The organism is Hyphococcus sp. D3-15 (assembly GCF_055809375.1).
In genome coordinates, this window is the sequence record NZ_CM147910.1 from 1,803,858 (window position 1) to 1,823,981 (window position 20,124).

Consider the following 20,124-nt stretch of genomic DNA (forward strand, 5'->3'; position numbering starts at 1 on the left):
TTGCTATTGGCCGAGCCGGGCGGTGACCCGGGATCGCGCCGCGCCGCTATCCTGGTCATCGACATAGATGAGGCCGCAAATCTGGCGGATCAGGGTTTCTTCATAGGGGTCGCGTTCGCCGTCTGAGAGGACAATTCCCCAGAGGTCTTCGATCAGCTCGATCTTTTCGCTGCGGCTCATGGCCTTGGCGATCTTGGTGAAGCGGTGGATGTCACTTGCGCTGGCCTGGGCGGCCTCGGCCTTGTGGCGCAGTTCACTCGCCTTGGCGTCGGAAAGGGAGAAGCGCTGCTTCAGCGCGCGCTCGATGATCACCGCCTCGCGTTCGTCATAGGTCTCATCCGCCCGCGCGGCTTCGACAAGCAGGGCGGCGAATGCGAGCTCCAACGGCTCTTCCGGGGCCTGGTCTGCGACGGATTCGTTTTTGAAACGGTCAAACAGCTTGTCGAGCATCTTTATTCCTTAATTGCGGGACTTCAGCGAAGAGAGCGCCCGGCGGTCTTTTTTGGTGGGCCGCCCGGCGCCTTTTTCGCGGGTAAATGGCTTCCGCTCTGCATCTTCTTTTTTCGGCGGCGGCGGGGAGCGGTCATCATACAGCATCTGCGCCTCACTCGCCGGACCGCGCCGCTCAGCGCAGGCAAGAATGGCGATCACGCGCAACCGTTCGTCCCGCGTAAAAATAACCACGTCGCCGGGCCGTATGGAGGCGCTTGGTTTGTCGGCGCGGGTCGTGTTTTCGCCGCGCGTGATGCGCACATTGCCGTCGCTGACGAATTTTGCAGCAAGGGTGCGGGTTTTGAAAAACCGCGCCTGCCAGAGCCATTTGTCGATACGCTGGGCGACCGCGCCGGTCTCAATCTGCCGCAGGCGCCGCCGTCATTCAGCTTTCTCTGGTTCTTTCGCCTTGCCATTCTTTGGCGCGTCGGAAAGCTCCGCCTTTAGCCCTGCAAGCACTGCGAAAGGCGAATCCGGATCGGCTTTTTCTCGCGGCGCGGACTGGCGGAATAAACGGCGGGTTTGCGATTCTTGCCGCCGTCATTATTCCGGCGCGGGCCGCGATTGCCGTCGCGTCCGCCTTTGCGGTCGTCGCGGGCGCGGCCGCCGCCATGCGGTTTGCCGTCCTTGTTTCTTGCGCCAGCGTTCTTTGCATTGGCGTTGCGGTCGCCATCGCGGCGTTGCTGCGATCTTGCGTTCTGGCCGGGTTGTGGTTTGGGCCGGCGAGGGGCCGGGCGCCACAGCGTGACTTCAATTTCCTCTGCGTCTGCGTCTGCGTCTGCGTCTGCGGCGACGGGGGCGTCCGGTGTCGCCGGATCGCTGGTCTCTGTCGCTGAAGGCGCTGATGCCGGCGCGTCGGGCGCCGCTTGAGCGGCGGCCTCTGCCGGCGTGTCCGCGAGAGAAGGGGTTTCATGGGGTTGCGGCGCTGACGCGTCCGCAGCGGAGGGCGCCGCCTCCACAATGGATTCTGGGGATTCCGGGGATTGCGGCGCAGCAGCTTCAGTTTCACTTGCCGTTTCGGCGACGGTCTCAGGAGCCTCAGCGACGGGTGTTTCCGGCTGCGCGGCAGGCATTTCTGGCGCGGCGCTGGCGGCGTCGATTTTCGGCGCCTCGGCTTTGCGCTTCACGACATTCTTGCGGAAACCGAGCGAGCGCAGGATCGCCTCAAAGTCCTCGCCGGAGCACCCGACCAGCGACATCATCTGCGAATTTGCTTCAAAGCCTTCGCGCGTATTGCCTTCATTGCGGGCCGTGCGGATGAGCCCTGCAAGGCGTTCCAGCATGTCTATGCGCACCGCGCGCACGCCGGACGGGCGATAGCCGCCGGCGTAATAGTAAGCATGCGGAAGATTTTCGCTCATGGTGACGGAAACACGACCTGCGGCGGGCGCGGGCGCATCGGTCAATTTGCGATCCGTCCACAACGCCCAGAGCAGCGTCAGCAAGGACGCCGGCGCGGGTTTCAACAAGGCGGGCATGAATAGTGTGAACTCGCCAAAGCGCACGCCGAGCTTTCTCAGCTTGGAGCGTTCTTCCTGATCGATCTGTTTCAGATCGTCGCCGAACTGGGTGCGCGAAGTGGCGCCGAAATTTTCAACCAGGCGAAACGCAACGCCCTTGGTCAGCCCTTTCAGTCCGTCTTCGGATTCTGAATTGGCGGCCGCCTGCAGCGCAACCAGCGGGCCGAGCAAGCCTTCGATTTTTGATGCGGCGAATTCTTTCAATCGGTCTTCAACGCGGCCGCGCAAATTCGGCGTGACATCGGCGAGGCCGGAAATCGCCAGAGACGGACGCAGCGGGGCGGGGCCTTTTTCAAGTTTCGCAACCGGCGCCGATCGCCACCAGACCGTTCCGTCATCATCAAGGCGCAATTCGCCGGGCTCTGCATTTGCGAGCGCCGCTGCGCGCGCCGCGAGAACCGGGCGCAAGGCTTTCTCGCCAGCTGCGCGCAAGGATTTCGCCTCCGCGCCGCTCGCGCGCGGATCAACGATAAATTCGAACCCCAAAAGCCGGCCGATGAATTGGCCTTCCACAATCACTTCTCCGTCGTCGGTGACCCCCGCCAGCAGCGGTTCGTCATCCTTTAAACGCTTTAACAAGGCTGCCGTGCGCCGGTCGACAAATCTTTGCGTCAGTTTTTCATGCAGCGCGTCCGAGAGCTTGTCTTCTATCGCGCGGGCGCGCTCTTGCCAATAAGGCGCGCGGTCAATCCATTGAGCGCGGTGGGACAGGTATGTCCATGTCCTGATATGCGCGATGCGAGCGGAAAGCGCGTCTATATCGCCATCTATGCGTTCCAGCCGATCAATGCGCGGGGCGAGCCAGTCATCGGAGATTCTGCCGTCGCGCATCAGGATTTCGAATATGTCACCCAAAAGCCGCGCATGCTGGTCGCCGCCCACTTTCCTGAAATCGGGGATCTGGCAGAGATCCCAAAGCGTGGCGAGCGCGGCGCCGCCCTTGGCCATGTCGCGGATTTCGTCGCGCGCCGCGAGCCGCTGCAACGCATCTTCGTCATCTTCGCGCCGCGACCGCATGAAAAATTCGCGCGGCGGGCGCGTATCGAGCGATTTAAAGAGCGCCGGCAGGGACGACAGATCAATCCGCTCAGACCGCCACATCAGCGCGGTCACAGGGTCAAATTGATGCTCTTCAATCGCGGTGACGAGGTCTTCGTCAAAGGCGCGGCAGTCAGCCGTCACGCCAAAAGTGCCGTCGCGAATATGGCGTCCGGCGCGCCCGGCGATCTGCGCCAGTTCGGCCGGATTGAGATTGCGGGGGCGATGGCCGTCGAATTTGCGCGCGGCGGCGAAGGCCACATGGTCGATATCCATGTTGAGCCCCATGCCGATGGCGTCCGTGGCGATCAGGAAATCCACTTCGCCCGATTGATAGAGTTCGGCCTGGGCGTTGCGGGTGCGCGGCGACAAGGCGCCGAGCACCACCGCCGCGCCGCCGCGTTGCCGGCGGATCAGCTCGGCGAGCGCGTAGACCGTGTCGGCGGAGAAGGCGACAATCGCGGAACGGCGCGGCAGGCGCGTTGCCTTTTTCGGTCCGGTATAGCTGAGATTGGAAAACCGGTCCCGCGACAGGAATTCGATATTGGAGAAGAGGCGCTGCAAGATCGGGCGCATTGTGTGCGAGCCGAGCAGCAAGGTCTCGCTGCGACCGCGCGCATGGAGGAGGCGGGAGGTGAAAATCCGCCCGCGCTCCGGATCGGCGGCGAGCTGGATTTCATCAATGGCGAGGAATTCCACCGGCTGATCGAGGGGCATGGCCTCCACCGTCGCCACCCAGTAGCGGGGGTTGGGAGGCACGATCTTTTCCTCCCCGGTGACCAGGGCGACCTCGCGCGGGTCCTTGATCTTGATGATGCGGTCATAGATCTCCCGGGCCAGCAGCCGCAGGGGCAGGCCGATCATCCCCGATTTATGGGCCAGCATCCGGTCCAGCGCATAATGGGTCTTGCCCGTATTGGTGGGCCCCAAAACCGCGCATAGGCGGCCCCCGGAGGTCGAGAAGGCGTCAAAAGAGGGGGAAGAGGGCACTGGAAATATGGCTTTTGGCGATTACTGGCGTATTTATAGGGGAGTCGCGGTTAATGGCGAAAATCTGCCGGGTAAAGCGCTTGACGCCCAGTCGGGCCTCAGTTAATGAGCGCGGCTCAATTTCAAGGTTTCAGAACGGGCGGACGCCGCCAGATATGGCGCGAGGCCCCTCAAATGCAAGGCTAGACCCATGGCGCGGCGGTGTGAATTGACAGGTGTCGGTCCGATTACGGGCAATAACGTGTCCCACGCGAAGAACCGGACGAAGCGGCGTTTCCTGCCGAATCTCTGCAATGTCACGCTGCATTCGGACAAGCTCGGCCAGGGCTTCAAGTTCCGCATCGCAGCTTCCGCGCTCCGCACGGTTGACCATGTGGGCGGGCTCGATGTCTTCCTCGCCAAGGCGGACGATGCGAACCTTTCCACAAGCGCCTTGAAACTGAAGCGCAAACTGGCGAAAGCTTCCTAAAAAGCCGGTCGCACCAATGTTCTGCGTCCGGCCATCTAGGTAGGGCGCATGGAAGCGGCGGTCGAAAAGCATAATCCTCGTGAAACAGCGGTAGAGCGTCTGGCGCGAACGTCAGGCGCTTTTGCCACGTCGTTCATGCGCATGGTGGTGCTCGCGGCGTTAATGACGCCGCTTTTGCTCGCCGCCATCCTGACGGTCGATATTCCCCTCTATAGTTTTAACTGGCTCGCCGGCGACGCCATCGCCTCGCGCCCGTCAAACTGGCTGAGCATTGGCGGCTTCCTCATGGGGCTCGCGCCGCTGCTGGCGATTTTGGTCGCGCGCAAATATGGCGGCGATGAATCATCGCGCATGGTCACCGCGTCCTGGGGCGTCGCGGCGGCTGCGATTTTTGCAGAGCTTTCGATCCTCGCGCCGTCGCTCGAAGATGGCGACTTGCCGGGCGTGCGCTTTACGATCTTCTTCACCGCCAGCGCCATGGCCACGCAATATATGGCGGCGAGCGTTTATGATATTTCTCGCGGCGGGGCGCGGTGGTGGCGGCCGCCGCTGTTTGCTGCGTTGTTCGGTTATGCGACCTATGCGTTGATTTATTTTCCCGGCGTCTATGCGGGCAGCGGCGCGCCGTGGATCAACTGGATGATCGGCGATTTTGCGATCAAGACACTCGTCGCGCTTGGTTTTTTGCCGGTATACGGATTATTACGGAAAAGCTTGCGGCCGAAAGGCGGCTATGGCGGGATTTGATTCTATTTACTTGCGTGTCTTCGTAGCGACCAAGCGAGAAAGCAATAAGGACGTGGTGAATGAATAGAATTCTGGTTCTTGTACGTTACCGTAGCTTCCGCGCCGCATCCGCCGCAAAGTAAGTAATAATCCCGTCGGCCCCCGCGCGTTTGAAGGCCAGCAAGGATTCCAGCATGGCGCGGTCGCCGTCGATCCAGCCATTCGCGCTTGCCGCTTTGATCATCGCATATTCGCCGGAGACCTGAAAAACGAAAGTCGGCGCGCCGAATTCGTCTTTGATGCGCCGGACAATATCGAGATAGGGCAGGCCGGGTTTCACCATCACCGAATCCGCGCCTTCGGCGAGGTCGAGCGCGACTTCGCGGATCGCCTCGTCGCTATTGGCGGGGTTCATCTGATAGGTGCGCTTGTCGCCTTTGAGCACGCCCGAAGAGCCGATGGCGTCGCGATAGGGCCCGTAAAAAGCCGAGGCGTATTTCGCCGCATAGGCCATGATCAGAACATGTTCAAAGCCCGCCTGGTCGAGCCCTTCGCGGATGGCGCCGACGCGCCCGTCCATCATGTCTGACGGAGCGATGATATCGAATCCCGCGCGAGCCTGATTGACCGATTGCTGGACGAGGATTTCGACGGTTTCGTCATTGAGGATTTCGCCGTCGCGCATCAGTCCGTCATGGCCGTGATCCGTGTAAGGATCGAGGGCGACATCCGCCATCAGGCCGATTTCCGGCACTTGCTGCTTGATGGCGCGGGCCGTGCGGCACATCAGATTATCAGGATTAATCGCTTCTTCACCGCCGTCCGTGCGCCCTTGCGCATCCGTATAGGGAAACAGCGCCAGCGCCGGAATCCCGAGATCTCGCGCTTCCATCGCGGCTTTCACCGCCTCATCCGGGGACAGGCGGTAAACGCCCGGCATCGACGCCACCGGCTCGCGCAGGGCTTTTCCCTCCTTCAGGATGATCGCCCAGATGAAATCATCCGCCGAAAGACGGGTTTCCGCATGCAGGCGGCGGGACCAGTCCGTCATGCGCGGGCGGCGCAGGCGGAGGGCGGGAAAGCGGGCGAGGGGTGTTTTGTTCATAATCCGTTATGGTTTTACGCGGGTTTTACAGCCTAGCCTATTACTGTCCTCATTAGAATTTGATTTCAAATTGAGCAGTCCGGCTTAACCGCGCTTTTAGACCTCCACAGTATACCTGAACCTCAGATTTGGTTGAGTGAGATTTTATAATGACAATCAATGGGGCGATGCGAGAAGTGATAGGCGAGAGCGCGAGCAAGGTCAGCAAAGATCCTGAGGCGCTGGAATCCGGCTATCTTCAACTGTTGCATCTGGTGGAGCGGCTTCACCGGCAACTCCTTGATGTGATCAAGGACGAACTCGAGCGGTTGGGCCAGACGGATATTAACTCTGTTCAGGCGCTGCTGCTTTACAATATCGGCGATGCGGAGCTGACCCCGGGCGAATTGCGCTCGCGCGGCCACTATCTCGGCTCCAACGTCTCCTACAATCTCAAACAGTTGGTGGAGAAGGGCTACATCAAGGATGAGCGTTCCAACACGGATCGCCGCTCCAAGCGCGTTTCGCTGACTGATGTGGGCCTTGAAGTCCGCGATGCGATCACCGGTTTGTTCGAGCGTCAGCTCACCTCGGTGGAGCAGGTCGGCGGCGTCAACACCCAACTGATCGACGACACCAACAAGACCTTGCAGCGCCTTGAGCGTTTCTGGGCTGATCAGGTGCGTTACCGCCTGTAGTCGCGTAATTGAGAATTATTCTCAAGTTAAGCATGAAACGCGCTTCTTCCGGGAAGCGCGTTTTCTTTTTCGCGGATGCGGCGTTCCGTCCGTCGCTTTCCTGCCGCTTGGCACTGGCCTTTGCAGGCACTACTTGATTATGTGTCTTTCTGAGGAAAAGCGGGGGCGCTGACCCCTACAGGTGTGATGGTCGATTATAACGAAGCATTCCAGCAGGCCGTGGATGCGGTCCGTGCAGAGGGCCGTTACCGCGTATTCGCGGATCTTGAGCGCATGCGCGGGCAATTCCCCACTGCGCTCTATTATGGCGGCCACAATGAAGCCGGCCGCGAGCCCCGCGAGATCACAGTCTGGTGTTCGAATGATTATCTCGGCATGGGACAGCATCCGGCCGTAACCGGCGCGATGGAAGATGCGCTGAGAAAAGTCGGCGCCGGGGCAGGCGGTACGCGTAATATCGCCGGCACCACGCATTACCACATGAAGCTTGAGCGCTCGCTCGCTGACCTGCATGGCAAGGAAGCCGCGCTATTGTTCACATCAGGATATGTGTCGAACGAAGCAACCTTGTCGACCATTTCGCGCATCCTGCCTGACTGCGTGATTCTTTCCGACGAACTCAATCACGCTTCGATGATCGAAGGCATTCGCGGCGGCCGTTCGATCAAGCGCATCTGGCGCCATAACGACCTTGAGCATCTCGAAGAATTGCTGGCGGAACTGCCGGCGGACCGGCCGAAAGTCATCGCCTTTGAATCCGTCTATTCGATGGATGGCGACATCGCGCCCTTGAAAGAGATCTGCGATCTCGCCGAGCGCTACAATGCTTTCACCTATCTCGATGAAGTGCATGCGGTGGGCCTTTACGGTCCGCGCGGCGGCGGCGTGTCCGAACGCGACAGCGTTGCGCATCGCATCGACATTATTGAGGGCACGCTCGGTAAGGCGATCGGTGTGATGGGCGGTTACATCGCCGCGAATGCCGACATTATCGACGCTATTCGTTCCTATGCGTCGGGCTTCATTTTCACGACGGCGCTGTCGCCGGTGCTCGTCGCCGGCGCACTCGCCAGCGTCGAAACGCTGAAAGTCTCGAACCATCTGCGTGAGCAGCATCAAGAGCGCGCGGCGCATCTGAAGAAATTGCTCGCCAATGAAGGCCTGCCGGTGATGGAATCGGTGAGCCATATCGTGCCGGTGAAGGTCGGCGATCCGGTGCAGTGCAAGCGCGTATCCGATTATCTGCTGGAACAGCACAATATCTATGTGCAGCCGATCAACTATCCGACGGTCCCGAAAGGCACGGAGCGCCTGCGCTTTACACCGACCCCGTTGCATACGGATGATCACATGGACGGGCTGGTCAAGGCGCTGGACGATGTGTGGACGGCGCTGAAGCTGAAACGCGCAGCCTGAGCAGCAGGCAAACGCTAATTGCTGCTCGCGACTTTTAAAGTCGAATAGTAGCCGCCCGAATAGCGCAGATATTCCTGCGCGGTTCCGCTCTCTATCATCAGCGCCGCCACATCCCGGCCATCGGGCAGGAAGCACTGGCCGACAATCCGGCCATAGCGGTCAATATCGACCTGCTTGCAATCGAGACGGCGCCCATGGGCGATTTCGCGCAAGGCGCGGGTCGCAGCGTTGCCGCCGCGCTCACCGCGCTCCGGGGCGTCCAGGCCCCATATCCGGATGCGGGTTTCGACGCTGTCGAGGTAAAACGTGTCGCCATCCACCACGCGCGAAACCTGGCCTTCATAATGCGGGGCAGGCGCTTGCGCTGCGCCGGTGACGTAAAAGGCGAGACTGACGGCGCACAGGGCCGCAATCGTCTGCAGCAGGCGTGATGATTTTGGCTTGCGCATGGCCGGGCTCCCCGAATTTGCCTGTCGTGCTTGCCTGTCCGTTTGGTAAGGTTAGGCGGGGGCGATTAGGGCGCGCTTAAGGGATTGGTTAGGATTTGAAGCTTTCGGTCCCATATGCGGGACTGGTTTTCCGGTTTCCGGGCCCCTATGTTCCGGCCCTAATTTGAGCCTTTGTATTCATGAGCCTTTTGAAAGACATATCGACCATCGACGCGCCGCGGATCGACCTCGGCGTGCCCGCTGGCTCGCGCGTGATCGTGGCGATGTCCGGCGGCGTCGATCTCGTCGGTTACGGCGGCGCTCGCGAAGCTGTCGGGCTATGACGTCGTCGGCGTCACCCTGCAGCTTTACGATCATGGGGTTGCGATCGCGAAAAAAGGCGCCTGCTGCGCCGGCCAGGATATTCAGGATGCGCGCCGGGTCGCAGAGGCGATGGGCTTCCCGCATTATGTCCTCGATTACGAAAACCGCTTCTCCGAAGCGGTGATGGAGGATTTCGCGGATACCTATCTTGCGGGCGCGACGCCGATCCCCTGCGTCCGGTGCAATGAGCGGGTGAAGTTCAAGGACCTGCTGGAAACGGCGCGCGATCTCGGTGGTGCGGCCATGGCGACCGGCCATTATATCCGCCGCGTCGAAGGGGCGGACGGGCCGGAGTTGCGCCGCGCCCATGACGCCGCGAAAGATCAGAGCTATTTCCTGTTCTCGACGACTAAAGAACAGCTCGACTATTTGCGCTTTCCGTTGGGCGAGATGCCGAAATCCGAAGTGCGCCGCATTGCCGGCGAACTCGGGCTCGTCGTTGCGGACAAGCCGGATAGCCAGGACATTTGTTTCGTGCCGGAGGGCAAATACGCTTCCGTGGTCGAGCGTCTGCGCCCCGGCGCCGCTGAGCCCGGCGAGATTATCCATGTGGACGGCGCGGTGCTGGCGCGCCATTCGGGCGTTATCCATTATACCGTCGGCCAAAGGCGGGGCCTTGGCGTTGCCGCGGGGGACCCGCTTTATGTGGTGCGTCTCGACGCCGACAAGCGGCAGGTGATTGTGGGTCCGCGCGAAGCGCTGATGATCTCGCGCATTCATCTGAAAGACGTGACATGGCTTGGGGACGGCGAGGGCGAGGCCGCGGCGCGCGCCGGCGCGCCGGTTGCGGTCAAAGTCCGCTCAACCAGGCCGCCAAAGCCCGCGACCCTCGTTTGGGATGAAACCAGCCCCACCGGCTGGTCCGTAGATCTCGGCGAACCCGAAGAGGGCGTCGCGCCGGGGCAGGCTTGCGTCTTCTATTCGCCGGATGACGCCAATGATCGCGTGCTGGGCGGCGGCTGGATCGCCGGTACGGAAAGCGCTTCGACAGTGGCGGCGGCATGACGATCATTCGTCCGATCACCGCCGATGATGAAGCCGCCTGGCATGATCTTTGGGCCGCCTATCTGGATTTCTACCAGACAGATTTACCGCAGGCCCATGCGGAGAAGCTTTTCCACAGCCTGCTGGACGGCGAACCCTATTTTGCATTCGTCGCCGAGCAGGACGGTGAAGTGATTGGCTTCGTGCACGGCTTGCCGCATCCTTCAACCTGGTCGACGACAGGCTATTGTTATCTTGAAGATCTTTATGTGGATGCTGACGCACGCGGCAGCGGCACCGGCCGCGCGCTCATCAAGGCCGTCTATGACGAAGCGAAACGCCGCGGCCTGACGCGCGTCTACTGGCATACGGATGAAGGCAACAGACAAGCGCGTAAACTATATGATAAGGTTGCAACCTTAAGCGACTTCGTTCACTACCGGATGGATTGAGTTTGCTGCGCGGGGCGTACCATGTCGAAAAAGCTTTATGATTGTGTCAAGTGTTCAGCTTATTGCTGTTCCTACACTCATATTCCTGTGAACAAGGCTGACCTTAAACGGCTCGCCAAGTTTCACGGTATTTCCGAAGAAAAAGCAGAAAAGAAATTCACCAAAAAGGGTGACAAGGAAAACCCGCGGGTCATTCGTCATACGGATGATGAGCATTTCGTGACGTCCTGCATGTTTCTCGACAAGGACACGCGCAATTGCACGATCTATGACGGTCGTATGAAAATCTGCCGCGAATTTCCGACGCAAAAGCGTTGCGGATATTACGAGTTCCTGATCTGGGAACGCGAAGTGCAGGATGACCCGACATGGGTGGCGACGACAGACTAGACCGGACCCGTTCCGAAATTGATCTGCGGCCTTTCCATCCGAGCGATCTTCAAGGATTGCTTGCGGCTTGGGAAGCGGCGTCGCGGATCGCGCATCCGTTCATGACGGATGAGTTTATCGCCGAGCAACGCGTTGCCGTGGCGGAAAAATATATTCCCAATACCGTAACGGATATTGCGTTGATCGACGACAAGATCGTCGGCTTTGTTTCCATGATCGGCAATGAAGTGGGCGCGATCTTTGTGGACCCGGCTTATCACGGCAAAGGCGTTGGGCGCGCCTTGATGGATATTCCCGCCGCCATTCATGAGACGATGGAAGTCGAGGTGTTTGCCAAAAACACCGTCGGATTGCCGTTTTATGAGCGCTATGGGTTCAAAGAAATCAGCCGCCATACCTATGAGCCACTGGGTGAAGAAGTGATCCGCATGCGTTGCACGGCCCGTGGCTGAGGGCGTTGACGCTGTCGTCATCGGCGCCGGCGTCATCGGTCTGGCTGTCGCCCGCGCGCTTGCCAAAGCTGGCCGCGAAGTGTTCGTCCTCGAAAAGAACGAAGCCTTTGGCGAGGAAACTTCTTCGCGAAATTCCGAAGTCATTCATGCGGGCATTCAATATAAACCCGGCGGCATGCGCGCAGCGCTGGCGGTGAAGGGGCGCGACGCGCTTTACGCTTTTTGCGCCGAACACAATGTTGAACATGCGCGATGCGGCAAGCTCCTCGTTGCAACGAATGAGGCGGAGATCGCATTGCTTGCGCCGCTCAAGGCCAAGGGCGAAGCGAACGGCGTCGACGATTTACGGATCATTGATGCAAAGTCGGCGATGGGTCTGGAGCCCGGATTGAATTGCACCAGCGCCATTCTGTCGCCGTCGACAGGCATCATCGACAGCCATGGCTATATGCTCGCCCTGTTGGGCGAGATCGAAAACGCCGGCGGCGCGCTAGCCCTGTCTTCGCCCGTCACCGGGGGGCGTGTGACAAGCGATGGTATTGAACTGGATGTGGGCGGCGCAGACCCGATCACGCTAAAGGCGAAGATTGTCGTCAATTGCGCCGGCCTGTGGTCCGACCGCGTCGCGCGCTCGATTGCTGGGATACCTGACGACGCCATCCCGCATCTCAAATATGGCAAGGGCCAGTATTTCACCTATGGGGGCAAGGCGCCCTTTGCGCGGCTGATTTATCCCTTGCCGTCGCCGGACAGTCAGGGCGTGCATTATACGCGCGATCTCGGCGGGCAGGGCCGTTTGGGGCCGGATATCACCTTCATCGACACAAACACCGATTACACCGTCGACGCCTCGCGCCGGGCGAGTTTCGCAGACGCCGCCCGCCGATTCTGGCCGGATATCGATGAAAGCAAGCTCCAGCCAGGCTATGCGGGAATCCGCCCGAAACTGAAGGGGCCGGGCGAGGAAGGAGACTTCCTGTTTTCAGACCCCGCGATCCATGGCGTGCCGGGCTATCTTGGGCTTTACGGCATTGAATCTCCCGGATTAACCACCTCGCTCGCCATCGCCGAACATGCCGCAGCACTGGTCGCCGGGATGGGGCGCTAAGGCGCTGAAATGGCCTTGCGAGACCCCGCCAGTCCCGCTATAGACCTCCGCTCCCGCCGGGCTGAACCTCAACCCGCCGGGCCACATTTGGGGCGGGGTAGCTCAGTTGGTGAGAGCGCAGGATTCATAACCCTGAGGTCGGCGGTTCAAATCTGCCTCCCGCTACCAAATAACCTGATATTTCCAACAGACTGCCGCGCCGCAGCTTGCCGAAGCGCCCGCCGGGATTTGCCGTTGCAGCAGTTTCGCTTGAACAGTCAATGTCCGGCGACTTCGGTCTCGTCAGCGTTTCGGAAGTTGAAAAACTGATGTCGGGCGATGGATCGGGCAGGGTGCAGCGCTAGGATGCGCGCAAGCGAATGGCCGCTAGTCAGAATCCGGTATAGTCTGGGGCCCGGAATTAGAACAAAAAGTGAGGGGCATCTCCATGGTCGCTAAACGGCTTCAACAAACGCCTGTCGTTCCGCTGGTGCAGGCGGACGATCCTGAGGTCGCGCTAAAAACAGTGACGGCGCTGCAGGCTGGCGGTCTTGATATTATCGAGGTCGTGCTGCGTACGGATGCGGCGATGGAATGTCTTGAGGCGATTGCGGAAAACGCGCCCGGCGCGATTGTCGGGGCCGGCACGGTCTTGTCCCTGGCGCAGGCGGAGGAGACCGTGCGCCGCGGCGCTCAGTTTATTGTTTCGCCCGGTCTCAACGAAGACGTCGTGAAATATTGCCAGTCCCGCAAACTTGAAATCTTTCCCGGCACCGTGACGCCGAGTGAAGTGCAGCGCGCCTGGAATCTGGGATTGCGTACGGTGAAGTTTTTTCCTGCCGGGCTTGCCGGCGGCGTGCCGATGTTGAAAGCGCTGTCTTCTGTGTTTCGCGACATGCGCTTCATGCCGACCGGCGGCGTGTCCGCAGCGAATTTGAAAGACTTCCTGAGCGTTAGCGCAGTCGTGGCCTGCGGCGGCAGTTGGCTTACCCCGCAAAAGGAAATCGATGCGGGCAATTATGACGCCGTCACGCAATTGGCTCGCGAGGCGCTCGCCTTGGCGCGCGAGGTGCGAGGATGAACAATTTCCACTGACCAACAGGGCGCAGGGCTACACGCGTTCCAGCAATAGCGACGCCGCCGCTGTATTGCTGATCGGGATATGATAATTGCGCGCTTTCTCGACCACGCGCCCGCCAACCGCGCCGCGTGCGGCGATCCAGTTGAGAATTTCAATGCCCTGACTGCCGGCTTTTTCGATAATGTCGAGCGAGCTGTCATTGACCAATGCTTGCGGGTTCGCGGCGAGGCTGTCGAGACAAAGCTTGTCATAGTCCTTGTTGATGAAGCCTGCGCGTTCGCCGTCAAGCTGATGCGAAAGACCGCCCGTGCCGAGAATGACGATGCGCTCATCGCCCTCCCATGTTTCAAGAGCGTCGTGCACGGCGTGACCGAGCGCGAGACAGCGGCGCGGGCTGGGGAGTGGATGTTGCACCGTGTTTATCGCGATCGGCACGACGCGCACCGGCCACGCATCCATGTCGGGCCAGAGAAGCTGGAACGGCACCAGCATGGCGTGATCGACGAGCATTTTCTGGCAGGTCGTAATATCAAAATCCGCGCCCACCAGATGATCAATCAGATGCCAGGATAATTCCGGCGCGCCGGCGACGGACTTGCATACCGGCAAGCCCCAGCCTTCATCGGCATTGTCATATTGCGGCGCTGCGCCGACTGCAAAAGTCGGCATCTTGTCTAGAAAGAAATTGAGGCCGTGATCATTGTAGAACACCACGGCGATGTCCGGCTTCTTGACGGACAGCCAGTTGCGTATCGCCGGAAAGCCGTCGAAAAACGGACGCCAATAGGCGTCTTTTTGCAGACCCTTCGCAATCGCCCCGCCAATCGCCGGGACGTGGCTTGAGAACACGCCGCCAAGTATTTCCGCCATCTAAACCTCCACCGCTTCCGCGGCGAGCCGCGCTTTGAATTCATCGACGCTGACGCCGGTTTGCTGGGCGCCGACATCCTGTACGGAAAGGCCGAAAATGCCGGCGAGTTTTGCGAGGTAATAAATGTTTCCCCCTGCTGCGATCATCTGCAAAACATTGCGGGAGGCGACAGCGGCGCGCTGTTCGTCGGTCAGGTTGAACTTCGCGCAATAGGCCTCTTCATCCTCGACAAATGCGTCGCGGTTTTTCTTTTCGTTAAACGAAAAGCACATGGCGTTGAGCTCAAAGCCGCGCCGGGCCATCTCGCCGTCAAACGGCGTCGTGCCGGGAATCGCGTGTTTGCTCGCGGTCATGTTCATATCTCCCGTTTATGTTTCGCCAGTATTTTGCGTCGTCATCATTTTCACCGCGCCCGGCGTCGCGAATTTGACCCTGATCAAGCGTTGCGCTTCTGGTTGGATTTGCCTGCGTAAGGCTCGCGGCCAAAGTCGCGAGCCCCACACAAGCTCCGCATACGTCAAAGGGGAGAGGGCGTCCCTAAAAGCGCATGCCGATTCCAACGCCGGCGACGATCGGATCGAGATCTACATCGACCGTGTTGATGGTGCCGCCCGTGTTGAGCGTCGCAGTGGTGTCGATCTGGATGTATTTGACGTCGACGTTCACAAACCATCGGTCAGTGATGTCGAAGTCAAAACCGGCCTGAAATGCGACGCCGAAACTATCGTCGAGATCAAGTGCAGTGGGTCCGATTGCATTGACCAGCGACGCGCTGGCGTCTTCGGAATAGAAAATCGTATAATTGACGCCGACGCCGGCATAGGGGCGAACCGGGCCTTCCGGATTGAAGTGATATTGCAGCGTCAGCGTTGGCGGCAGCGCCATCACATCGCCAATCTCGCCAAGTCCGGCGAGCACGCCGGTCCCGTTCAGGTCATGGGGGCTCGTCGCCAGGATAAGTTCAGCGCCGATATTGTTGGTCAGAAAATAGGTGAAATCGAGTTCCGGCACGACAGCGTTGTCGACCTCCACCGATCCGCCAGGGAAGCCGGGCGTCACATCCGTCGCATTTTCCGTTGGCGAGACCAGAATGCCGCGCAGGCGGACCAGCACGTCTCCCTGTTCTGCATGCGCGGTAAGGGGCATGAAAAGGCTCGAGGCGATGAAGGCGGCGGAACAAATACGGAGCATGACGCTTCCCCTTGTAGGATATTGATGATGTCCCAGCGCCTACGCTCGCTCTTGGCCGCCAATTTTGATGCAGATCATTTGTGCGCTGCGGGATGCGTGTTTTTGAAAAAAACTGCATTCGGGTGCGCCGCGCTTTTGATTTAAGTCAGAATTCGCTGCGATGGCTCGGGCAAATTGCGGCTCATGAAATCAGAATGGCGAAAATATCTGAACATCCGCGCCCCTCGTTACACAAGCTATCCGTCGGCGATGCATTTTGACGGATCCGTGACGCGCGACGACTATGCCGACTATCTTTCGGCGATTGAACTCTATGAACCCCTTTCGCTTTATGTCCATGTCCCGTTCTGCAAACGCCTTTGCTGGTATTGCGGCTGCAATATGCGGGTCGAGAATGATTACGGGCGCGCGCTCCGTTATGTGGATGCGCTTGCAAAAGAAATAGAGCTCACGGGCAAGCGGTTAAGCGGCGCCGGGCGGCCGCGCAGCGTTCATTTCGGCGGCGGCACGCCGAATTATCTTCTGGTCGATGAAATCGCCGAAATCCTGAAGGCGATCGAGCTCGAATTTGGGCTGACGGATGATTCCCGGCTGGCGATTGAGCTCGACCCCCGGTTAATTCGCGATGACGATATTAATCGCTTGGCCGCGCTCGGATTTGAACGCATGAGCCTTGGCGTTCAGGATTTTGACGCCGAAGTTCAATTGGCGATCAACCGGGTGCAGAGTTTCGACATGGTCGAAAGCGCCGTTGGCGAGATGCGCCGGGCAGGCGTCAATGATGTGGCGTTTGACCTGCTCTTCGGTTTGCCGAAACAAACGCTGGCCTCTTTTAGGGAAAGCCTCGAAAAGACCATCGCCCTGGCGCCGGACCGCGTCGCGGTGTTCGGCTATGCGCATTTGCCGTCTGCCTTGCCGCGCCAGCGCCTGATTGAAGAGGAGAGCCTGCCGGGCGTCGATCTGCGCGCCGATCTTGCGGCGCTGGCCGATGACATGCTGATCGGGGCGGGGTTTCGGCGGATCGGCTTCGACCATTACGCCAAGCCGGACAATGCGCTGGCGGTCGCCGACCGGGAGGGACGCCTGCGCCGCAATTTCCAGGGCTTCACCGATGATCTGGCGGTGACCACCTTGGGATTTGGCGCATCGGCGATCAGCAATATCAACGGCCTGTATGTCCAAAATGAAAAAAGCCTGACGGGATATTACGACCTGATCGCAGAAGGCGCATTGCCTGTGGCGCGCGGCATTGAGCAGATTTCCAGCGAAGCCGCTATTGCCGCAGCGATCCAGGACCTTTTATGCAAGGGCTCGGCGAATATTGCGCGTGTTCTGGCGGCTGTCGGCGCCCGCGAGGCGGCCCAGATATGCACCCGGCTCGAGGCGTTGGAGGCCGACGGGCTGGTTTGCTGGGGCGGGGATTTCATCCAAATCGAGGCGGCGGCGCGCCCACTCTCGCGCTGCGTCGCTATGGCGCTGGATCCGTATGAATTTCCAGACAAATCCGACATGACAGCGACGCTGACGCGCGCCATATAGGCTGCAGGACCGGCTGGCCAGAACCAGTGCGGGCCGCTACACTGTATGGCGAGGTTGAGCGAGGCGGTTTGGATGGCTGACAAATCATGCACATCACCATCACGACCAAAGTCCTGCGACCTGTGCGACGTGCGCGAGCGGTCGATTTGCGCTGATCTTGGCCCCCGTGAATTTCAGCAAGTCGAAAAGACCATGGCGCGCCGCCATGTGGACCGGGGCAAGGCGATTATGGCCGAAGGCGAGCCCAATGATCTCGCTGTTTGTGATTGTCGAGGGCAGCTTCCGGCTGTCGAAACTGCTCGAAGACGGCCGTCGTCAGGTGACCGGCTTCCTGTTTCGCGGTGATTTCGCCGGGGTTCGCGCCACCAGTTCGAACGCCTATTCCGCAGAAGCGCTGGAAGAGAGCACGGTCTGTTATTTTCCGCATAAATTCCTCGAAGATGTCGCCCCGGATGCGCCCGGCGTGAAGGACCGGCTCATCGCTCGCGGGCAGACGGAATACCACAAGGCGCAAGACCACATTGTGTTGCTCGGCAAGAAGACCGCCGAAGAGCGGGTCATCAGCTTTATCTATATGGTCGACAAAGCGATTGGCGTCGGTGACGGTCCGGGCAAACGGCGGGTGCCGCTGCCAATGCCGCGACAGGATATCGCCGACTATCTGGGCTTGCGGCTTGAAACTTTGAGCCGGACTCTGACCGCGCTGAAACGCGAGGGGCGGCTTTTCGATCTGACCCGCCATGACGTGGTCATCGCCGCCCAGCCAGACGCCGCCTGATCAGCGCGCCTTTGTGCGTGCGTGAACAACCCGTGTTTTCTCGTTGAGCCGCGCCGCATGGCAGGCGCCAGCCCGATCAGGCGGACGATTGTCATTCTCGCCCGGAAACGGCGCCAAAATCACTGTCCCAAAAGCGCACATCGGATAGAGCGCCTGTGGGCGGGCTGCAGCCGCGACCGGCGCCACAGAGGCGAGGGCGACCGCTGCGCCCGCTGCTAGGCACGAGAATCGAACTGCGATATGCGCGTTCATATCAGTTGCATCCAGTTTCGCCTGCGACAAACGTGTCTTTGCAGGACTTTCTGCCCCGGTCTTGATCCATATCAAGCAGTGTTCGCCGGGCGCCGCCAGAAAGCGGGCAAAGATCGAAACAAGAGGGCCTGCCATGACTTCAGCCAACCCCCGCATACCGTCCGCATCCACGGGCGGCGGGGACATTCCCTTTATCGCTGCGGTTTTAGGCGTCGGCTTGCTGCTCGCGCTTTTCGTCGCGGCGCGCGCGGCTGATCCGATGATGAGCGCGCATGCTTTCATGTTCGCCGCCGCTTTCGTGGCGGGCGGCTTCGCGCTGGTCCACCATGTTTCTTCGGGCTCGCGCGGCGATGACGGCCCCTATGAAGTGGGCGTCGTCAAGGCGGGCGTGTTCGCGTCAACCTTCTGGGGCATTGCCGGCTTCCTTGTCGGCGTCGTTATCGCTGCGCAGCTCGCTTTTCCGAACCTGTTTTACTTCCCTGATCTGGGCTGGACCAATTTCGGGCGATTGCGCCCGCTGCACACCTCTGCGGTGATTTTCGCCTTTGGCGGCAATGTGCTGATCGCGACGTCTTTTTATGTCGTGCAGCGCACGTCGCGTGCGCGCCTTTGGGGCGGGCTCGCGCCGTGGTTCGTTTTCTGGGGCTACAATCTATTCATCGTCATTGCCGCGACCGGCTATCTGATGGGCGTCACGCAGTCGCGCGAATATGCCGAGCCTGAATGGTACGCCGATCTCTGGCTGACGATTGTCTGGGTGGTTTACCTGCTGGTCTTTCTCGGCACCATTCTGAAGCGCAAGGAGCCGCATATATATGTGGCGAACTGGTTCTATCTCGCCTTCATCGTCACCATCGCGATGCTCCACATCGTGAACAACCTTGCTGTGCCGGTGTCGCTGACCGGGACGAAAAGCTATTCGCTGTTTGCGGGCGTGCAGGATGCCCTGACGCAATGGTGGTACGGCCATAATGCGGTGGGCTTCTTCCTCACCGCCGGCTTCCTCGCCATCATGTATTATTTCATTCCGAAACGCGCGGAGCGGCCGGTCTATTCCTATCGGCTGTCAATCGTTCACTTCTGGTCGCTGATCTTCATCTATATCTGGGCGGGCCCGCACCATCTTCATTACACTGCGCTGCCTGAATGGGCGCAGACATTGGGCATGACCTTCTCGATCATGCTGTGGATGCCGTCCTGGGGCGGGATGATCAACGGCCTGATGACGCTTTCGGGCGCCTGGGACAAGCTGCGCACCGATCCGGTGTTGCGGATGATGGTCGTCTCCGTCGCCTTTTACGGCATGTCGACTTTCGAAGGCCCGCTGATGTCGGTGCGCGCAGTGAACTCGCTGTCGCATTACACCGACTGGACGATCGGCCATGTGCATTCCGGCGCGCTTGGCTGGGTCGGCTATATTTCCTTCGGCGCGCTCTATTGCCTCGTGCCGTGGCTGTGGAAGCGCAAGCAGCTTTACTCAAACGCACTGGTCGAATGGCATTTCTGGATTTCGACCCTCGGCATTCTTCTCTACATCACTTCCATGTGGGTGTCCGGAATCATGCAGGGGCTGATGTGGCGCACTTATGATGCGTTCGGCTTCCTCGAGCATTCCTTCGTCGAAACCGTTGAGGCGATGCATCCTTATTACATCATTCGGATGACTGGCGGCCTGTTGTTCCTCATTGGCGCATTCATCATGGCTTACAATCTCTGGCGGACGGCGAAAGGCGATGTGCGCAAGGGCGAATTCGCTCCTGCACCAACTGCTGCTCCGGCGCTGGCGCCTGCGGAATAGGAAG

Annotated in this window: 20 protein-coding genes, 1 tRNA gene and 1 pseudogene; 14 read left to right on the forward strand and 8 right to left on the reverse strand. The window is 59.9% G+C overall.

What is annotated here, in order from left to right; all coding sequences use genetic code 11:
- Positions 1-3: 3 nt before the first annotated feature.
- From AC0L8G_RS08935 to AC0L8G_RS08945, 3 genes are all read right to left on the reverse strand, one after another.
- Entirely contained in the window at positions 4-450 is a 447-nt protein-coding gene (locus AC0L8G_RS08935) for a tellurite resistance TerB family protein (protein ID WP_473388453.1), read from the reverse strand.
- Positions 451-459: 9 nt separating this feature from the next.
- Entirely contained in the window at positions 460-864 is a 405-nt protein-coding gene (locus AC0L8G_RS08940; protein WP_473388840.1) for an RNA-binding S4 domain-containing protein, read from the reverse strand.
- Between the two features lie 71 nt (positions 865-935).
- A complete protein-coding gene (locus AC0L8G_RS08945) occupies positions 936-3,980 on the reverse strand; it encodes a helicase-related protein (RefSeq protein WP_473388455.1) in 3,045 nt (1,014 codons plus the stop codon).
- A gap of 250 nt (positions 3,981-4,230) precedes the next feature.
- Here AC0L8G_RS08945 and rpmB point away from each other — a divergent pair, with 250 nt between their 5' ends.
- Together rpmB and AC0L8G_RS08955 are read left to right on the forward strand one after the other, a co-directional pair.
- Entirely contained in the window at positions 4,231-4,509 is a 279-nt protein-coding gene (gene rpmB / locus AC0L8G_RS08950; RefSeq protein WP_473388456.1) for a 50S ribosomal protein L28, read from the forward strand.
- 48 nt (positions 4,510-4,557) lie between these two features.
- Positions 4,558-5,256: a VUT family protein gene (locus tag AC0L8G_RS08955; RefSeq protein WP_473388457.1), complete on the forward strand. Its 699-nt coding sequence runs from the start codon at positions 4,558-4,560 to the stop codon at positions 5,254-5,256.
- Positions 5,257-5,341: 85 nt separating this feature from the next.
- Here the strand turns inward: AC0L8G_RS08955 and hemB are convergent, their stop codons facing one another.
- Positions 5,342-6,340, reverse strand: a complete 999-nt coding sequence (hemB, locus tag AC0L8G_RS08960) for a porphobilinogen synthase (RefSeq protein WP_473388459.1) — start codon at positions 6,338-6,340, stop codon at positions 5,342-5,344.
- Positions 6,341-6,507: 167 nt separating this feature from the next.
- Between hemB and AC0L8G_RS08965 the strand changes: the two genes are divergently transcribed.
- Both AC0L8G_RS08965 and hemA read left to right on the forward strand, forming a co-directional pair.
- Entirely contained in the window at positions 6,508-7,017 is a 510-nt protein-coding gene (locus AC0L8G_RS08965; RefSeq protein WP_473388841.1) for a MarR family winged helix-turn-helix transcriptional regulator, read from the forward strand.
- A 186-nt stretch (positions 7,018-7,203) separates the two neighbouring features.
- Positions 7,204-8,433, forward strand: coding sequence for a 5-aminolevulinate synthase (gene hemA, locus AC0L8G_RS08970; RefSeq protein ID WP_473388460.1), 1,230 nt, complete (start codon positions 7,204-7,206; stop codon positions 8,431-8,433).
- 14 nt (positions 8,434-8,447) lie between these two features.
- On the opposite strand, the gene AC0L8G_RS08975 is transcribed toward hemA, so the two are convergent.
- The gene (locus AC0L8G_RS08975; RefSeq protein ID WP_473388461.1) at positions 8,448-8,882 is read right to left on the reverse strand and encodes a thermonuclease family protein; all 435 of its coding nucleotides are present in this window, start codon (positions 8,880-8,882) and stop codon (positions 8,448-8,450) included.
- 179 nt (positions 8,883-9,061) lie between these two features.
- Between AC0L8G_RS08975 and mnmA the strand changes: the two are divergent.
- The 7 genes and pseudogenes from mnmA (at position 9,062) to AC0L8G_RS09010 (ending at position 13,691) form a co-directional block, all read left to right on the forward strand.
- A pseudogene (mnmA, locus tag AC0L8G_RS08980) lies at positions 9,062-10,250 on the forward strand (tRNA 2-thiouridine(34) synthase MnmA).
- A complete protein-coding gene (locus tag AC0L8G_RS08985) occupies positions 10,247-10,681 on the forward strand; it encodes a GNAT family N-acetyltransferase (RefSeq protein ID WP_473388463.1) in 435 nt (144 codons plus the stop codon). The pseudogene mnmA and the gene AC0L8G_RS08985 overlap by 4 nt, the downstream one beginning before the upstream one ends.
- Before the next feature lie 21 nt (positions 10,682-10,702).
- The gene (locus AC0L8G_RS08990; protein WP_473388464.1) at positions 10,703-11,071 is read left to right on the forward strand and encodes a YkgJ family cysteine cluster protein; all 369 of its coding nucleotides are present in this window, start codon (positions 10,703-10,705) and stop codon (positions 11,069-11,071) included.
- Positions 11,050-11,523, forward strand: coding sequence for a GNAT family N-acetyltransferase (locus tag AC0L8G_RS08995; RefSeq protein WP_473388466.1), 474 nt, complete (start codon positions 11,050-11,052; stop codon positions 11,521-11,523). The genes AC0L8G_RS08990 and AC0L8G_RS08995 overlap by 22 nt, the downstream gene beginning before the upstream one ends.
- Complete coding sequence (locus tag AC0L8G_RS09000; protein WP_473388467.1) at positions 11,516-12,631, forward strand: NAD(P)/FAD-dependent oxidoreductase; 1,116 nt, start codon at positions 11,516-11,518, stop codon at positions 12,629-12,631. The genes AC0L8G_RS08995 and AC0L8G_RS09000 overlap by 8 nt, the downstream gene beginning before the upstream one ends.
- Before the next feature lie 91 nt (positions 12,632-12,722).
- Positions 12,723-12,799: transfer RNA gene (locus tag AC0L8G_RS09005), tRNA-Met, on the forward strand.
- A gap of 259 nt (positions 12,800-13,058) precedes the next feature.
- Entirely contained in the window at positions 13,059-13,691 is a 633-nt protein-coding gene (locus AC0L8G_RS09010) for a bifunctional 4-hydroxy-2-oxoglutarate aldolase/2-dehydro-3-deoxy-phosphogluconate aldolase (RefSeq protein WP_473388468.1), read from the forward strand.
- A 30-nt stretch (positions 13,692-13,721) separates the two neighbouring features.
- On the opposite strand, the gene AC0L8G_RS09015 is transcribed toward AC0L8G_RS09010, so the two are convergent.
- From AC0L8G_RS09015 to AC0L8G_RS09025, 3 genes are all read right to left on the reverse strand, one after another.
- A complete protein-coding gene (locus tag AC0L8G_RS09015) occupies positions 13,722-14,561 on the reverse strand; it encodes a class III extradiol dioxygenase family protein (RefSeq protein WP_473388470.1) in 840 nt (279 codons plus the stop codon).
- Complete coding sequence (locus tag AC0L8G_RS09020; RefSeq protein WP_473388471.1) at positions 14,562-14,915, reverse strand: protocatechuate 4,5-dioxygenase subunit alpha; 354 nt, start codon at positions 14,913-14,915, stop codon at positions 14,562-14,564.
- Between the two features lie 184 nt (positions 14,916-15,099).
- Entirely contained in the window at positions 15,100-15,753 is a 654-nt protein-coding gene (locus AC0L8G_RS09025) for an OmpW/AlkL family protein (RefSeq protein WP_473388472.1), read from the reverse strand.
- A 183-nt stretch (positions 15,754-15,936) separates the two neighbouring features.
- Here AC0L8G_RS09025 and hemN point away from each other — a divergent pair, with 183 nt between their 5' ends.
- The 3 genes from hemN (at position 15,937) to ccoN (ending at position 20,120) form a co-directional block, all read left to right on the forward strand.
- Positions 15,937-17,292, forward strand: a complete 1,356-nt coding sequence (gene hemN, locus AC0L8G_RS09030) for an oxygen-independent coproporphyrinogen III oxidase (RefSeq protein WP_473388473.1) — start codon at positions 15,937-15,939, stop codon at positions 17,290-17,292.
- 247 nt (positions 17,293-17,539) lie between these two features.
- The gene (locus AC0L8G_RS09035; RefSeq protein WP_473388474.1) at positions 17,540-18,070 is read left to right on the forward strand and encodes a helix-turn-helix domain-containing protein; all 531 of its coding nucleotides are present in this window, start codon (positions 17,540-17,542) and stop codon (positions 18,068-18,070) included.
- A 385-nt stretch (positions 18,071-18,455) separates the two neighbouring features.
- On the forward strand, positions 18,456-20,120 hold the full coding sequence (gene ccoN / locus AC0L8G_RS09040) for a cytochrome-c oxidase, cbb3-type subunit I (protein ID WP_473388476.1): 1,665 nt from the start codon (positions 18,456-18,458) through the stop codon (positions 20,118-20,120).
- The last annotated feature ends 4 nt before the right edge of the window (positions 20,121-20,124 follow it).

Coding starts and splice junctions, on each gene's coding strand:
- AC0L8G_RS08935 (WP_473388453.1), bottom strand. CDS start 450: ATGCTCGACAAGCTGTTTGACCGTTTCAAAAACGAATCCGTCGCAGAC.
- rpmB (WP_473388456.1), top strand. CDS start 4,231: ATGGCGCGGCGGTGTGAATTGACAGGTGTCGGTCCGATTACGGGCAAT.
- AC0L8G_RS08955 (WP_473388457.1), top strand. CDS start 4,558: ATGGAAGCGGCGGTCGAAAAGCATAATCCTCGTGAAACAGCGGTAGAG.
- hemB (WP_473388459.1), bottom strand. CDS start 6,340: ATGAACAAAACACCCCTCGCCCGCTTTCCCGCCCTCCGCCTGCGCCGC.
- AC0L8G_RS08965 (WP_473388841.1), top strand. CDS start 6,508: ATGCGAGAAGTGATAGGCGAGAGCGCGAGCAAGGTCAGCAAAGATCCT.
- hemA (WP_473388460.1), top strand. CDS start 7,204: ATGGTCGATTATAACGAAGCATTCCAGCAGGCCGTGGATGCGGTCCGT.
- AC0L8G_RS08975 (WP_473388461.1), bottom strand. CDS start 8,882: ATGCGCAAGCCAAAATCATCACGCCTGCTGCAGACGATTGCGGCCCTG.
- AC0L8G_RS08985 (WP_473388463.1), top strand. CDS start 10,247: ATGACGATCATTCGTCCGATCACCGCCGATGATGAAGCCGCCTGGCAT.
- AC0L8G_RS08990 (WP_473388464.1), top strand. CDS start 10,703: ATGTCGAAAAAGCTTTATGATTGTGTCAAGTGTTCAGCTTATTGCTGT.
- AC0L8G_RS08995 (WP_473388466.1), top strand. CDS start 11,050: ATGGGTGGCGACGACAGACTAGACCGGACCCGTTCCGAAATTGATCTG.
- AC0L8G_RS09010 (WP_473388468.1), top strand. CDS start 13,059: ATGGTCGCTAAACGGCTTCAACAAACGCCTGTCGTTCCGCTGGTGCAG.
- AC0L8G_RS09015 (WP_473388470.1), bottom strand. CDS start 14,561: ATGGCGGAAATACTTGGCGGCGTGTTCTCAAGCCACGTCCCGGCGATT.
- AC0L8G_RS09020 (WP_473388471.1), bottom strand. CDS start 14,915: ATGACCGCGAGCAAACACGCGATTCCCGGCACGACGCCGTTTGACGGC.
- AC0L8G_RS09025 (WP_473388472.1), bottom strand. CDS start 15,753: ATGCTCCGTATTTGTTCCGCCGCCTTCATCGCCTCGAGCCTTTTCATG.
- hemN (WP_473388473.1), top strand. CDS start 15,937: ATGAAATCAGAATGGCGAAAATATCTGAACATCCGCGCCCCTCGTTAC.
- AC0L8G_RS09035 (WP_473388474.1), top strand. CDS start 17,540: ATGATCTCGCTGTTTGTGATTGTCGAGGGCAGCTTCCGGCTGTCGAAA.
- ccoN (WP_473388476.1), top strand. CDS start 18,456: ATGACTTCAGCCAACCCCCGCATACCGTCCGCATCCACGGGCGGCGGG.